Genomic DNA, 14,517 nt, shown 5'->3' on the forward strand with positions numbered 1-14,517 from the left:
CCTGAAGGGCCGAGCAGGGGCCGGTGCGAAGGACTCGCACCGGCCCTTTCGCATGCCGCCGTGCTAGGTGGCCGCGGCCTCGCGGCGGGCGCGTTCGGTCAGCGCGTGCTCGTCGGTGCGCGCGTCGTACCTGCGGAACTTCGGCAGCGCCGCCGCCATCGCCGCCACCGCGCCCACGCACAGCAGGCCGCCCGCGCCCAGGGAGAAGCGGGTGCCGCCGAGGTCGGCCATCAGCCCGGCCCTGCCGTTGCCGAGCATCGGCCCCGAGGAGTAGGACAGCAGCTCGATCCCGGCCAGCCGGCCGCGCAGCTCGTCGGGGATGGTCTGGTTCCAGATCGTGGAGCGGAAGATACCGCTGATCATGTCGGCTCCGCCCGCGATGGCCAGGCAGGCGAACACCAGCCACAGGCTGGGCGCGAACGCCGCGGCCAGCACGGCGAGCCCCCACACCCCCGCCGCCAGGATCACGCCCATGCCGTGCCGGTGCACGCTTCTGGTCCAGCCGGAGGTGACCGAGGCGAGCAGCGCCCCGACGGCCGCCGCGGAGTAGAGCAGGCCCACCGCGTGCGGCGCGCGCAGCTCGTCGGCCAGGAACGGGTACAGCGCGTTGGCCATGGCGAAGAACATCGCGGCCATGTCCACCAGGTAGGTGCCCATCAGGTCGGGCCGGCGCACCGCGTAACGGACGCCCTCGGCCAGGCTGCGCAGGGTCGCCGGCGGGGCGTCCTCGCGCGGCGGCGTGGCCCGCACCCGCCACAGCAACAGCAGCGACAGCAGGTAGGTCAGCACGTCGATGCCGTAGGTCACGGCAGGTCCGGCGGCGGCCACGATCAGCCCGGCCAGGGCGGGCCCGGCGATGGCGCCGAGGTTCCAGCGGAAGCTGATCAGGGCCGCGGCGGCGGTGAGCTGGTCGTGCCGTACCACGCGCGGCACCATGGCGTCCAGGCTGGGGCGCTGCAGACTGTCCAGCGCCGCCAGCAGCGGGGCCAGCACGAACAGCACCCACACCTGCGGGTCGGGCAGCAGCGCGTTGAGCGTCAGCAGGGCCGCGACCAGCGCCAGGCCCGCCTCGCAGATGAGCACGATCCTGCGCCGGTCGAGCGCGTCGGCGATGGCCCCGCCCCACAGGCCGAACACCACCATCGGCACGAACTCGGCCAGGCTGATCAGGCCGACCGCCACATAGGACCCGGTGAGCTGCTTCATCTGCAACGGCACCGTGACGTACGTCAGGAAGCTGCCGAACATCGTGATGAGCCCGGAGCCCATGAGAAACCGGAAATCGCGGGACTCGCGCAGCGGGCCGAGGTCCATCCGCAGATGGCGGATCAGCGCGCGCAATGACCGTTCCGAATCAGGCACGAATGAAGATTGTCACCGCGCCACGCCGCGCGAAGCAAACCGTTTTCCGCCCGGCCCGCCCGCGCGGCCGGTCAGGTGGCGCCCAGGATCTCCCGGCGCAGGAGATCCTTCACGATCTTGCCGCCGGGGTTGCGGGGCAGCTCGCCCTGCCGGAACCAGTAGTGGGCCGGGATCTTGAAGGGGGCGATCCTGCCCGTGAGGAAGCCGGTGAGGTCGCCCGCCGCGAGCGGCGCGCCGGGCGCGGTACGGATCACCGCGCCCACCTCCTCGCCCAGCTCGTCGTGCGGAACGCCGATCACGGCCGCGTCGCGCACCGCCGGATGCTCGAACAGCGCGGCCTCGACCTCGGCGCAGTAGACGTTCTCGCCGCCGCGGATGACCATGTCCTTGACCCGGTCCACGATGTAGACCAGGCCGTCCTCGTCCACGCGGGCCAGGTCGCCGGTGCGGAACCAGCCGCCGGCGAAGGACTCGGCGGTGGCCTCGGGCCGGTTCCAGTAGCCGCCGACCACCGGGGCGCCGCGCACGCACAGCTCGCCCACCTCGCCGGGCCGGGCGTTCGCGCCCCCAGGGGCGATGATCCGCACGTCCACGACCGGGACGGGCCTGCCCACGCTGTCCGGGCGGTCGGAGTAGGCCCCGCCGCTGTTGTCGATGATCAGTGCGCTGGTCTCGGTCATGCCGTACACGTTGGACGGCGCGCGGCCGGGCAGCCGGTCACGGATGCGGGCGAGCAGCCTCGGCGGGGCCGGGGCGCCGCCGTAGAAGAGCGTGCCGAGGCTCGCGACGTCGTGGTCGCCGAAGCCGGGGTGGGCCATGAGCTGCCAGGCGTTGGTGGGGGTGCCGGTGACCCCGGTGATCCGCTCCCGCTCGATCAGCCGGAGCGCCTGCCCGGCGTCCCACTTGTACATGAGCACGACCGTCGTGCCGCCGAACATGGCCGAGAGCATGGTGCCGAAGCAGCCGGTGACGTGGAAGAGCGGCACGGTCAGCAGGGTGACCCGGCGGCGTCCGGCTCGCCGCGGGTCGTGGCCCCGCATGGCCGCGCCGCGCGACAGCGAGTAGCCGACGGTCAGCGGGGCCTGCCCGAGGTTGCGGTGGCTGCCCAGCGCGCCCTTGGGCCGTCCGGTGGTGCCGGAGGTGTAGAAGATGGTGGCCGGGTCGTCCGGCGTCAGGTCCACCTCGGGGAGGGCCACCTCGGCGGTGGGCTCTCCGATCAGGTCGGTAAGGACGGCGGCGCCCGGCGGCGGGCTCCCGTCCGGCCGGGTGACGATGATCCGTACGTCCGCGCCCGCCATCAGCCGGGCCCGCTCCCCGTCGGCGATCAGCACCGCCGCCCCCGAGTCGGCCAGCCCGAAGGCCAGCTCCCGCCTGGTCCACCAGGCGTTCAGCGGCACCGCCACCGCCCCGGCGGCCAGGATCGCGGAGAATGCGACCACCCATTCGGGGTAGTTGCGCATGGCGATGGCGACGCGGTCGCCCTTGGCCACGCCGTACTCCCCGGCCAGCCGCCCGGCCAGCGCGGCGGCGCGGCGGAAGTGGTCTTCAAAGGTGACCCGCTCGTCCTCGTAGCGCAGGAACACCCGCTCGCCGTGCCTGCGGCTGGCCGTCAGCAGCGCGCGGAAGTGCGCGGGAGCGTTCTTCCAGGTGCGGATCCGGTGCCCGCCGGCCTCGGCCTCGGTCATCTCGAACAGCCGCCCCGGCGCGGTGAGCAGCGCCTCCACCTCGTCATGGGTCAACGTGATCTCCTCGGCATGGGCGGCGGGAACCGGCGGGCCAGCGCAAGGATACCGACCGGTATGTGCGCGGGGGCAGCCGAAGGTGGCCGTCCCGGGCGTTCGGAAGTGCGCTTGCATGGGCATGCCTGCTGATGCATACTCTTTAGCAAGCTCATGCAAGGTGATGCATGAATATGCGAACAGCAGAGGAGCTGAGTCGAATTGGGAGCGCGCGCGGCCGTCGCCGGAGCGAGCGGATACGCGGGGGGTGAGCTGCTGCGCCTGCTGCTGGGCCATCCCGAGCTGGAGATCGGCGCGCTGACCGCCGGGTCCAACTCCGGCGCCCTCCTCGGCGACCACCAGCCCCACCTCGCCGAGCTCGCCGACCGCAGACTGCTGGACACCACCCCCGAGACCCTGGACGGCCACGACGTCGTCTTCCTGGCGCTGCCGCACGGCAAGTCCGCCGCGCTGGCCGCGAGCCTCGGCTCGGCGACCCTGGTGGTCGACTGCGGCGCCGACCACCGCCTGACCGACCCCGCCGCCTGGGAGCACTTCTACGGCGGCCCGCACGCGGGCGCCTGGCCGTACGGCCTGCCCGAGCTGCCCGGGCAGCGCGAGCGCCTGCGCGCCACCCGCAGGATCGCCGTCCCCGGCTGCTACCCGACCGCCGTGACCCTCGCGCTCACGCCCGCCTTCGCCGCCGGCATGGCGGGCCCCGACGTGGTGGTGGTCGCGGCCAGCGGCACCAGCGGCGCGGGACGATCGCTGAAGCCCCACCTGCTCGGCAGCGAGGTGATGGGCTCGGTCAGCGCCTACGGTGTGGGCGGCGTCCACCGCCACACCCCCGAAATGGAACAGAACCTCACCGCCGTGGCGGGCGGCGCCGTGCGGGTCTCCTTCACCCCGACCCTCGCCCCGATGAGCCGCGGCATCCTCGCCACCTGCACCGCCCCGGCCGCTCCCGGCGTCACGGCGGGCGCGCTGCGCGAGGCGTACCACGCGGCGACCGCCGCCGAGCCGTTCGTGCGCCTGCTGCCCGAAGGCACCTGGCCCGCCACCGCGATGACGACCGGATCCAACACCGCGGCCCTCCAGGTGGCCCTGGACGAGCGGGCGGGCAGGATCATCGCCGTGATCGCCATCGACAACCTCACCAAAGGCACCGCCGGAGGCGCGATCCAAAGCGCCAACCTCGCTCTCGGCCTGCCGGAAGAAGCCGGCCTTCCCCGCAACGGAGTCGCTCCATGAGCGTTACCGCACCACTCGGATTCAGGGCGGCGGGCGTCGTCGCCGGGCTCAAGTCGGGCGACCAGCGCGACCTCGCGCTCGTGGTCAACGACGGGCCCTCCCACGCCGCCGCGGGGGTCTTCACCGCCAACCGGGTCCAGGCGGCCCCGGTGCTGTGGTCCCGCCAGGTGCTCGCGGGCGGGCGGGTCACGGCGGTCGTCCTCAACTCCGGCGGGGCCAACGCCTGCACCGGCCCCGAAGGCTTCCAGGACACCCACGCCACCGCCGAGAAGGCGGCCGGGCTGCTCGGCGAGTCCGCCGGGGAGATCGCGGTGTGCTCCACCGGGCTGATCGGCGAGCGGCTGCCCATGGACGCGCTGCTGGCGGGCGTCGAGTCCGCCGCCGGGCAGCTCAGCAGGGACGGCGGGCTCCCCGCCGCCGACGCGATCCGCACCACCGACACGGTCTCCAAGATCTCCTTCCGCCGCGGCGACGGATACATGGTGGGCGGCATGGCCAAGGGCGCGGGCATGCTCGCCCCCGGCCTGGCCACCATGCTGTGCGTGATCACCACCGACGCCGACGTGCCCGCAGACCGCCTCGACGCGGTGCTGCGCGCGGCCACCGCGGTCACCTTCGACCGCCTCGACACCGACGGCTGCATGTCCACCAACGACACCGTGCTGCTGCTGGCCAGCGGCGCCGCGGGGGTCACCCCGGACGAGGCCGAGTTCGCCGAGAAGGTCACCGAGGTCTGCGCCGATCTGGCCAGGCAGCTCCTGGTCGACGCCGAGGGCGCCACCAAGGCGGTCGCCATCGAGGTCATCGGCGCGGCCACCGTGTCCGACGCGGTCACCGTGGGCCGGGCCGTGGCCCGCAGCAACCTGTTCAAGTGCGCCGTGCACGGCGAAGACCCCAACTGGGGCCGGGTCCTTTCCGCGGTCGGCACCACCGACGCGGTGTTCGAGCCCGAGCGGGTCAACGTGGCGATCAACGGCATCTGGATCTGCCGCGGCGGCGCGGCCGGCGACGACCGGAGCAAGGTGGACCTGCGTCCCCGCGACGTCACGGTCACCATCGACCTGTCGGCCGGCAGCGAGTCCGCCACGATCCACACCACCGACCTGACCGCCGCCTACGTCCACGAGAACTCGGCGTACTCCACATGAGCGACCTCACCGCCGCCACGAAGGCCACGACGCTGATCGAGGCGCTGCCGTGGCTGGCCGAGTTCCACGGCGCCACCGTCGTCGTCAAGTACGGCGGCAACGCCATGACCGACGACGCCCTCAAGGCCGCGTTCGCCGAAGACGTGGTGTTCCTGCGCTACGCGGGCCTGCGGCCGGTGGTCGTACACGGCGGCGGCCCGCAGATCAGCGCCCACCTCGACCGGCTCGGCATCGAGTCCAGCTTCACCGCAGGGCTGCGGGTCACCAGCCCCGAGGCCATGGAAGTGGTCAGGATGGTGCTGGTCGGCCAGGTCAACCGGGATGTCGTGGGGTTGATCAACGACCACGGCCCGTTCGCCGTCGGCATGTCCGGAGAAGACGCCCACCTGTTCACCGCCGCCCGCAAGTACGCCGTCGTAGACGGCGAGCAGGTCGACATCGGGCAGGTCGGCGACATCGTCAAGGTGGAGGCCGGGGCCGTGCGCGCGCTGCTGGACAACGGGCGCATCCCGGTGATCAGCAGCATCGCCAGAAGCGACGACGGCACCGTCTACAACGTCAACGCCGACACCGCCGCCGCCGAGCTCGCGGTCGCGCTCGGCGCGCAGAAACTGGTGGTGCTCACCGACGTCGAGGGCCTGTACGCCGACTGGCCCGCGAGCGACGACATCATCGGCAGCATCACCGACGACGAGCTGGCGGAGCTGCTCCCGTCCCTGTCCAGCGGCATGCTGCCCAAGATGGGGGCCTGCCTCACCGCGGTGCGCGGCGGAGTGCCGCAGGCGCACGTACTGGACGGGCGGGTGCCGCACGCCCTGCTCCTGGAGATCTTCACCGACGAGGGCGTGGGCACCATGGTGGTCCCCGCCGGAAAGACCGGCCGCCCCCAAGACACAGACGACACAGACGACACAACAGACCCCGCCGACAAGGAGGCCCGAGCGTGAGCCCGCACGGCGACGCCGCATCCGCCGATTCCCTGGACCTGAAGGGACGCTTCGAGGCGGCATTCATGCCCAACTACGGGGTACCGCCCGTCGTGCTGGCCCGCGGCCTGGGCTGCCGCGTCTGGGACGTGGACGGGCGCGAGTACCTCGACCTGATCGGCGGCATCGCGGTCAGCTCCCTCGGCCACGCCCACCCCGCCCTGGTCCAGGCCGTCTCCGACCAGGTCGCGACGCTGGCGCACACCTCCAACCTGTTCGTGCACAAGCCCGAGGTGCTGCTCGCCGAGCGGCTGCTCGACCTCCTCGACGCGCCGGGCAGGGTGTTCCTCGCCAACTCCGGCACCGAGGCCAACGAGTGCGCGCTGAAGCTGGTGCTCAAGTACGGCAAGGCCAGGGGCCGCAACTACGTGGTGGCCGCGGAGAACGGCTTCCACGGCCGCACGCTCGGCGCGCTGTCCCTCACCGGCAAGGCGTCCATCCGCGACCAGTTCGGGCCCTTCCCGCTGGATGTCCGCTTCGTGCCCTACGGCGACGCCGACGCGCTCAAGAACGCCGTCACCGACCAGTGCGCCGGCATCTTCCTTGAGCCGACCCAGGGCGAGGCGGGCGTCCTCACGCCGCCGGACGGCTACTTCGCCGCCGCCAGGGAGATCTGCGACGCCACCGGCGCGCTGCTGGTCGCCGACGAGATCCAGTCGGGCATCGGCCGCACCGGCTACTGGTTCGCCCACCAGGCCGAAGGCCCGCTGCCCGACATCCTCACCCTGGCCAAGGGCCTCGGCGGGGGCATGCCGATCGGCGCGTGCATCGGGCTCGGCGACGCGGGCACGCTGTTCGCCCAGGGCGACCACGGCTCGACGTTCGGCGGCAACCCGGTCTCGTGCGCGGCGGCCCTGGCCGTGCTGGACACGATCGAACGCGAGGGCCTGCTGGAGCAGGCGTACTCGGCCGGGCTGGCGCTGGCCCGCGGCATCGCCGCGATCCGTCACCCGCTGCTCGCCGGAGTCCGCGGGCGCGGCCTGTGGCTCGGCGTCCTGCTCACCGCCGACCTCGCCTCCCAGGTCCAGGCCGCCGCCCTGCGCGCCGGATTCCTCGTCAACGCGGTACAACCCGGTGCGCTCCGGCTGGCCCCGCCATTGGTGATCACCGAGGCCGAGATCGCCTCCTTCGTCGCCACACTGCCCGCGATCTTGTCGGAGGCGCAGCCATGACCAGGCATTTCCTACAGGATGACGACCTGTCGCCGGCCGAACAGGCCCAGGTCCTCGACCTGGCCGACGCGATGAAGAAGGACCGCTTCGGCCACCGGCCGCTGGCCGGTCCGCAGACGGTCGCCGTGCTGTTCGACAAGCACTCCACCCGGACACGCGTCTCCTTCGCCACCGGCATCGCCGATCTCGGCGGTCACCCGCTGATCATCGACGCGGGCAGCTCCCAGATGGGCCGGGGCGAGCCGATCGAGGACACCGCGCGGGTGCTGTCCCGCCAGGTCGCGGCCGTGGTGTGGCGCACCTACGGCCAGGAGCGCATCGAGGCCATGGCCGCGGCCGCCACCGTGCCGGTGGTCAACGCCCTCACCGACGCCTTCCACCCCTGCCAGGTCCTCGCCGACCTGCAGACCATCCGGGAGCGGACCGGCACACTGGCCGGGCTCAGCCTCGCCTACCTGGGCGACGGCGCCAACAACATGGCCCACTCCTACCTGCTCGGCGGCGCCACCGCCGGGATGCACGTGCGGATCGGCGCGCCTCCCGGCTACCAGCCGGACGCGTTGATCCTCGACAGGGCCGCCACCATCGCGGCCGGTACCGGCGGGTCCGTCGTGGCCCTCTCCGACCCGGCCGCGGCCGTGCGCGGCGCGCACGTCATCGCCACCGACACCTGGGTGTCGATGGGCCAGGGCGACAAGGACGAGCGGATCGCCGCGCTGATGCCCTTCCAGGTCTGCGCGGAGCTGCTGGGGTACGCCGCCCCCGACGCCGTCGTACTGCACTGCCTGCCCGCCTACCGCGGCCTGGAGATCACCGCCGAGGTCATCGACGGACCGCACAGCGCCGTCTGGGACCAGGCCGAAAACCGGTTGCACGCGCAGAAGGCGCTGCTCGCGTTCTTACTGGGGAGCGCGTCATGACCATCCCGGCGACCAAGGCGGCCAGGCAGGCCCGCATCACCGAGCTCCTGCGGCGCGAGGCCGTCCGCTCCCAGCCCGAACTGGCCAGGATGCTCGCCGAGAGCGGCGTGGAGGTCACCCAGGCGACCCTTTCGCGCGACCTGGACGAACTGGGCGCACTGCGGCTGCGCGCCGAGGACGGCTCGCTGGTCTACGCGCTGCCCGGCGAGGGCGGCGCGCGCATCCAGCCGCGCCGCCTGGGCGCGGGGGAGAGCCCCGCCGCCCGGTTGCGCCGCATCGCCGAGGAGCTGCTGGTCTCCGCCGAGGCGTCGGCCAACCTGGTGATCGCCCGCACCCCGCCCGGGGCCGCGCAGTTCCTCGCCTCGGCGATCGACCACGCCGACTGGGAGACCATCCTCGGCACCGTCGCGGGAGACGACACGATCCTCGTCATCAGCCGGGACCCACAGGGCGGCCAGGCGGTCGCCGAGGCCCTGCTGAAGGCGGCCGATCGACGTACCTGGCCCGCGTCTTCCTGACGCGGGCCCACCCGACCGCCCATCCGGAAGTTCTGACATCGGGAAGCTGATTCGCCATGAACGACCGCGTCGTACTCGCCTACTCCGGTGGCCTGGACACCTCCGTCGCCATTCCGTTCCTCGCCGAGAAGATGGGGGCCGACGTGCTCGCCGTGGCGGTGGACGTCGGTCAGGGCGGCGAGGACATGGAGGTCATCAGGCGGCGGGCCGTCGACTGCGGCGCCGTGGAGTCCATCGTCGTCGACGCCCGCGAGGAGTTCGCGGCCGGGTACTGCGTGTACGCGCTCCAGGCCAACGCCCTCTACATGGACCGCTACCCGCTGCTGTCCGCGCTGTCGCGGCCGCTGATCGTCAAGCACCTGGTGGCCGCGGCCAGGGAGTTCGGCGGCACCCATGTCTCGCACGGCTGCACCGGCAAGGGCAACGACCAGGTCCGCTTCGAGGCCGGCCTCGCCGCGCTGGCCCCCGAGCTGCAGGTGATCGCCCCGGCCCGCGACCACGCCTGGACCCGCGACAAGGCCATCGCCTTCGCCGAGGAGAAGGGCCTGCCGATCGACGTCACCAAGAAGTCCCCGTACTCCATCGACCAGAACATCTGGGGCAGGGCCATCGAGACCGGCTTCCTTGAGGACATCTGGAACGGCCCGTCCGAGGAGGTCTACGCCTACACCGCCGACCCGGCGCGGCCCCGCGAGCCCGACGAGGTCGTGATCGCCTTCGACCGCGGCGTGCCGGTGGCCCTCGACGGCAGGGCGCTGACGCCGTTCGAGATCATCGCTGAGCTGAACGACCGCGCGGGCACGCACGGCGTCGGCCGCATCGACCTGGTCGAGGACCGCCTGGTGGGCATCAAGTCGCGGGAGATCTACGAGGCGCCGGGCGCGATCACGCTGATCACCGCCCACATGGAGCTGGAGAACGTCACCGTCGAGCGCGACCTCGCCAGGTTCAAGCGCGGCGTCGACCAGCGCTGGACCGAACTCGTCTACGACGGGCTGTGGTTCTCCCCGCTGAAGAGGGCCCTGGACGCCTTCATCGCGGAGGCCCAGCGCCACGTCACCGGCGAGGTCAGAATGATCCTGCACGGAGGCAGGGCGGTCGTCACCGGACGCCGCTCAGAAGCCTCCCTGTACGACTTCGGCCTCGCCACGTACGACACCGGCGACACATTCGACCAGTCGTCGGCCAAGGGCTTCGTGGAATTGTGGGGCCTGCCATCGAAGATCGCCGCGGCCCGCGACACCCGCCGGTGAACCACCTCGCCGCGCCGGTCACCTCGGCTGGTGACCGGCGCGTCGCATGGACGCGCTCAAGTGGTGCGCGGGTCGGAGTAAGGTCGCGGAAGGAAAAGGGAGGGAGACACGGTGAGTGACGGTGGCAAGCCGATGCGGTTGTGGGGCGGCCGGTTCGAGGGGGGTCCCGCCGACGCGCTGACACGCCTGTCGGTGAGTGTTCAATTCGACTGGCGGCTCGCGCCGTACGACCTGCTGGCCTCCCGGGCGCACGCCCGGGTCCTGAACCGGGCGGGGCTGCTGGACGACGACGAGCTGAGCCGCATGATCGGCGCGCTCGACGACCTGGAGCGCGCCTGCGTGTCCGGGGACTTCCGCCCCACCGTGGCCGACGAGGACGTGCACACGGCGCTGGAGCGCGGGCTGCTGGAACGGCTCGGCGCGCTCGGCGGCAAGCTGCGGGCCGGCCGCAGCCGCAACGACCAGGTGGCCACCGACCTACGGCTCTACCTGCGCGACCACGTCAGGCACATCGTCTCCAGGCTGGTCGAGCTGGAGACGGCGCTGATGAGCCAGGCCGAGAAGCACACCGAGACCGCCGCGCCGGGCATGACCCACCTGCAGCACGCCCAGCCGGTCGCCTTCGGCCACCAGCTCCTCGCGCACGTCCACGCCTTCGCCCGCGACATCGACCGGCTGCGCGACTGGGACCGCCGCGCCGCGGTCTCCCCGCTCGGCGCCGGCGCCCTCGCCGGGTCCTCCCTGCCGCTCGACCCGCAGACCGTGGCCGAGGAGCTGGGCTTCGGCTCGGCCGCGCCCAACTCGATGGACGCCGTCGCCGACCGCGACTTCGCCGCGGAGTTCCTGTTCTGCGCCGCGATGATCGGCGTCCACCTGTCCCGGCTGGGCGAGGAGATCGTCCTGTGGGCCTCCCAGGAGTTCCGCTGGATCGAGATGGACGACGCCTACTCGACCGGCTCCTCGATCATGCCGCAGAAGAAGAACCCCGACGTCGCCGAGCTGGCCAGGGGCAAGTCCGGGCGGCTGATCGGCGCACTGACCACACTGCTCACCGTGCTGAAGGGCCTCCCGCTCACCTACAACCGCGACCTGCAAGAGGACAAGGAGCCGGTGTTCGACGCCGTCGACACCCTGCTGCTGGTGCTGCCCGCGGTCGCCGGGCTGGTCGCCACCATGCGGGTCAACACCGCCCGGCTGACCGCCAGCGCCCCCGACGGCTTCGCGCTCGCCACCGACCTGGCCGAGCTGCTGGTCCGCAAGGGCGTGCCGTTCCGCGACGCGCACGAGGCGGTCGGGCACCTGGTGGTGTGGTGCCAGGTCCACGACAAGACCCTCGACGAGATCACCGACGAGGAGCTGGCCAAGGTCTCCCCGCACTTCACCCCCGACTCGCGCGACGTCCTCAACGTGCCGGGCGCCCTGGCCGCCCGCAAGGCCCACGGCGGCACGGCCCCCGACCGGGTCCGCGACCAGCTCATCTCGCTGCGCGAGGTCGTGGACGCCCAGGCGGCCTGGGCCGCGGGCGCGTAGGGTGCCCGCCGTACCGGGCCTCGGCCGCGGCTTCTTCGCCCGTCCCGCCGAGGAGGTCGCGCCCGACCTGCTCGGCAAGGTGCTCGTCCACGGGCCGGTGGCGCTCCGCCTGACCGAGGTCGAGGCGTACGGCCTGCCGGGCGAAGATCCCGCCTCCCACACCTACCGGGGGATGACCCGGCGCAACGCGGTGATGTTCGGGCCGCCCGGCCACCTGTACGTCTACTTCACCTACGGGATGCACTTCTGCGCCAACCTCGTCTGCCGCGGCGAGGGGGAGGGCTCGGCGGTGCTGTTGCGCGCCGGTGAGATCATCGAGGGCGCGGCCGAGGCACGCGAGCGGCGCGGCCCCGCCGTACGCGACCGCGACCTCGCCCGCGGCCCCGCGCGGCTGGCCACCGCGCTCGGCTTCGGCCGCGAGCACAACGGCCTGGACGCCTGCGACGGCGGCCCGCTGAGCGTCCGCCCCGGCGGGGCGGACGAACTCGTGGTGCTCTCCGGCCCGCGCACGGGCATCTCCACGGGGGTGGACACGCCGTGGCGCTTCTGGATCGACAAGGACCCGACGGTCTCGCCGTACCGGGCGCATGTGCCCCGCCGCCGCGCGGCGGTCGCCCCGCGCGGGTGAGGGTTTCGAGTGGCGGACCGGGCGCCCGATCGGGCAGGCTTTGCCGTACCGGGTCATGCGCGTGGATGCGCATCGGCTTCGTATCAGTGACCGAACGACGAAAGTCAGGAACGTGACGGACATCCTCGATGAGCTCGAATGGCGCGACGTGCTCGCGCAGACCACCGACGCCGACGCCCTGCGCGCGGCGCTGGCCGAGGGTCCGATCACGGTCTATATCGGCTTCGACCCGACCGCGCCCTCGCTCCACCTGGGCAATCTCGCCACGCTGCTGATCCTCACCCGCTTCCAGCGGGCCGGCCACCGCCCGATCGGCCTGGTCGGCGGGGCCACCGGCCTGATCGGCGACCCCAGCGGGCGCAGTACCGAACGCGCGCTCAACTCATCCGACCTCGTCGCGGAGTGGGTCGCCCGGATCCGCGTGCAGGTGGAGAAGTTCCTGTCCTTCGAGCCCGGGCCGACCTCGGCCGAGCTGGTCAGTAACCTGGACTGGACGGCCGGCCTGTCGGCCATCGACTTCCTGCGCGGCGTGGGCAAGCACTTCCCGATCAACCGGATGCTCGCCCGTGAGTCGGTCTCGGCGCGGCTGGCCGGCGAGGGGCTCAGCTACACCGAGTTCAGCTACCAGATCCTGCAGGCCAACGACTACCTGGAGCTGTACCGCAGGTTCGGCTGCGCGTTGCAGGTGGGCGGCAGCGACCAGTGGGGCAACATCACCGCGGGCGTCGACCTCATCCGCCGGGTCGAGGGCGCGCACGTACACGCCCTGACCGGCAAGCTCATCACCAAGGCCGACGGCACCAAGTTCGGCAAGACGGCCGGCGGGGCGGTGTGGCTGGACCCGGAGCTGACCTCGCCGTACGCGTTCTACCAGTTCTGGCTGAACGCCGACGACCGCGACGTGGTGCGCTTCCTGAAGGTGTTCACCTTCCGCGGCCGTGAGGAGATCGAGGCGCTGGAGAAGGCCGTCGCCGACCGGCCGGCCGCCCGTGAGGCCCAGCGGACCCTCGCAGAGGACGTGACGGCGATGGTCCACGGCGCGGACGAGCTGGCCCGCGTGGTCGCCGCCTCCAAGGCGTTGTTCGGCCAGGGCTCCCTGTCCGAGCTGGACGAACGCACCCTCGGCTCGGCCCTGGCCGAGGTGCCCCACGCCACGGTCCCGGCCCTGGGCGCCGCCTACGTCGACCTGCTCGCCGAGAGCGGCCTGGTCGAGTCGAAGTCGGCGGCGCGGCGCGCGGTCAAGGAGGGCGGGGCCTACCTCAACAACACCAAGGTGACCGACGAGGCGTACGTGCCCGCCGGCGACGACCTCCTGCACGGCCGCTACCTGGTCCTGCGCCGGGGTAAGCGATCGATCGGCGGGGTCGAGGTCACCGGAGCCTGATCCGGGCTCGTCGTCCCGATGTCCCGGGGCCTTGGGCACTTCCCAGGGTTCCCGGGGCGTTGTCCGAGGTCGCGGCGGGTGTGGTGGGTGTTGCCGTTGGGTCGCGATGTGTTCGGCGCAATGTAACGTTCCGGTCGCAAAGGCGGGCGCCCGTGGCGGGCAGGTCGTTGACCTGCACATCCGCCAGAGCCGCGATTTGACTGGCCCCGGAGCGCCGCCTAATCTTCATTGCACCCGGGAGCGAACCGGACGCCGATCGCGGCGGACGGGCCCCAGGGTGAGCTTCTTGACTCGGTCGCCTGCAGCGGCATCTGTCAAGATCGCAAGTGGTGTTGAACTCTCGGTGATCCGGTCGAGTTCAACGCGCTGCGGATTGCACGGTAAGTTCACGGGGCCACCCTGGAGACAGGGTGTCCCAAAGATCTCTGCTTGATCGTCGGATACGGCGCTTGACGCGGTTCTGGCAAACTGGTAGAGTCTGGACTGAAGAGGTATGCCCCGGAGGGCTGGATCGGTTCGACTGGTCTGGTTCGACGGTGTACGCGCCCGTTTCTTGAGAACTCAACAGTGTGCTAAAAGCCAGTGCATGTACAACATGTATGACCCCGTCACCCCGCCTATCGGGCTGGGGTGGTGGATTCCTTTGA

12 protein-coding genes are annotated in these 14,517 nt (G+C 72.1%); 10 read left to right on the forward strand and 2 right to left on the reverse strand.

The features are described from left to right. Positions 1–63: 63 nt before the first annotated feature. Complete coding sequence (locus ACH34R_RS27115) at positions 64–1,362, reverse strand: MFS transporter (protein ID WP_397564335.1); 1,299 nt, start codon at positions 1,360–1,362, stop codon at positions 64–66. A gap of 71 nt (positions 1,363–1,433) precedes the next feature. Beyond that, a complete protein-coding gene (locus ACH34R_RS27120) occupies positions 1,434–3,101 on the reverse strand; it encodes a class I adenylate-forming enzyme family protein (protein ID WP_397564336.1) in 1,668 nt (555 codons plus the stop codon). A 201-nt stretch (positions 3,102–3,302) separates the two neighbouring features. On the opposite strand from ACH34R_RS27120, the gene argC reads away from it, so the two are divergent. From argC to tyrS, 10 genes are all read left to right on the forward strand, one after another. Then, positions 3,303–4,331 (forward strand): N-acetyl-gamma-glutamyl-phosphate reductase, encoded by a 1,029-nt coding sequence (gene argC, locus ACH34R_RS27125; protein WP_397564337.1) that lies wholly within the window; start codon positions 3,303–3,305, stop codon positions 4,329–4,331. Next, positions 4,328–5,479 carry a bifunctional glutamate N-acetyltransferase/amino-acid acetyltransferase ArgJ gene (gene argJ / locus ACH34R_RS27130; protein WP_397564338.1) on the forward strand — a complete coding sequence of 384 codons (1,152 nt, stop codon included), beginning with the start codon at positions 4,328–4,330 and terminating at the stop codon, positions 5,477–5,479. The genes argC and argJ overlap by 4 nt, the downstream gene beginning before the upstream one ends. Continuing rightward, the gene (gene argB / locus ACH34R_RS27135) at positions 5,476–6,426 is read left to right on the forward strand and encodes an acetylglutamate kinase (RefSeq protein WP_397564339.1); all 951 of its coding nucleotides are present in this window, start codon (positions 5,476–5,478) and stop codon (positions 6,424–6,426) included. The genes argJ and argB overlap by 4 nt, the downstream gene beginning before the upstream one ends. A 65-nt stretch (positions 6,427–6,491) precedes the next feature. Continuing rightward, the gene (locus tag ACH34R_RS27140) at positions 6,492–7,637 is read left to right on the forward strand and encodes an acetylornithine transaminase (protein WP_397564352.1); all 1,146 of its coding nucleotides are present in this window, start codon (positions 6,492–6,494) and stop codon (positions 7,635–7,637) included. Continuing rightward, positions 7,634–8,557 carry an ornithine carbamoyltransferase gene (gene argF / locus ACH34R_RS27145; RefSeq protein ID WP_397564340.1) on the forward strand — a complete coding sequence of 308 codons (924 nt, stop codon included), beginning with the start codon at positions 7,634–7,636 and terminating at the stop codon, positions 8,555–8,557. Before ACH34R_RS27140 ends, argF begins: the two co-directional genes overlap by 4 nt. Then, complete coding sequence (locus tag ACH34R_RS27150) at positions 8,554–9,075, forward strand: arginine repressor (protein ID WP_111167206.1); 522 nt, start codon at positions 8,554–8,556, stop codon at positions 9,073–9,075. Before argF ends, ACH34R_RS27150 begins: the two co-directional genes overlap by 4 nt. 56 nt (positions 9,076–9,131) lie before the next feature. Next, positions 9,132–10,328 (forward strand): argininosuccinate synthase, encoded by a 1,197-nt coding sequence (locus ACH34R_RS27155; protein ID WP_397564341.1) that lies wholly within the window; start codon positions 9,132–9,134, stop codon positions 10,326–10,328. A gap of 132 nt (positions 10,329–10,460) precedes the next feature. Continuing rightward, a complete protein-coding gene (argH, locus tag ACH34R_RS27160; RefSeq protein WP_397564353.1) occupies positions 10,461–11,858 on the forward strand; it encodes an argininosuccinate lyase in 1,398 nt (465 codons plus the stop codon). A gap of 1 nt (position 11,859) precedes the next feature. Next, positions 11,860–12,486 carry a DNA-3-methyladenine glycosylase gene (locus tag ACH34R_RS27165; RefSeq protein ID WP_397564342.1) on the forward strand — a complete coding sequence of 209 codons (627 nt, stop codon included), beginning with the start codon at positions 11,860–11,862 and terminating at the stop codon, positions 12,484–12,486. A 112-nt stretch (positions 12,487–12,598) separates the two neighbouring features. Continuing rightward, positions 12,599–13,870 carry a tyrosine--tRNA ligase gene (gene tyrS, locus ACH34R_RS27170; protein ID WP_397564343.1) on the forward strand — a complete coding sequence of 424 codons (1,272 nt, stop codon included), beginning with the start codon at positions 12,599–12,601 and terminating at the stop codon, positions 13,868–13,870. Positions 13,871–14,517: the final 647 nt, after the last annotated feature.

Source organism: Spongiactinospora sp. 9N601, assembly GCF_044326295.1.
Taxonomy (GTDB): Bacteria; Actinomycetota; Actinomycetes; order Streptosporangiales; family Streptosporangiaceae; genus Spongiactinospora; species Spongiactinospora gelatinilytica.

What these genes read in the sequence shown, in the direction of transcription:
- argJ (WP_397564338.1), top strand. Translation starts at nt 4,328, where the DNA reads ATGAGCGTTACCGCACCACTCGGATTCAGGGCGGCGGGCGTCGTCGCC.
- argB (WP_397564339.1), top strand. Translation starts at nt 5,476, where the DNA reads ATGAGCGACCTCACCGCCGCCACGAAGGCCACGACGCTGATCGAGGCG.
- ACH34R_RS27140 (WP_397564352.1), top strand. Translation starts at nt 6,492, where the DNA reads ATGCCCAACTACGGGGTACCGCCCGTCGTGCTGGCCCGCGGCCTGGGC.
- argF (WP_397564340.1), top strand. Translation starts at nt 7,634, where the DNA reads ATGACCAGGCATTTCCTACAGGATGACGACCTGTCGCCGGCCGAACAG.
- ACH34R_RS27150 (WP_111167206.1), top strand. Translation starts at nt 8,554, where the DNA reads ATGACCATCCCGGCGACCAAGGCGGCCAGGCAGGCCCGCATCACCGAG.
- ACH34R_RS27155 (WP_397564341.1), top strand. Translation starts at nt 9,132, where the DNA reads ATGAACGACCGCGTCGTACTCGCCTACTCCGGTGGCCTGGACACCTCC.
- argH (WP_397564353.1), top strand. Translation starts at nt 10,461, where the DNA reads ATGCGGTTGTGGGGCGGCCGGTTCGAGGGGGGTCCCGCCGACGCGCTG.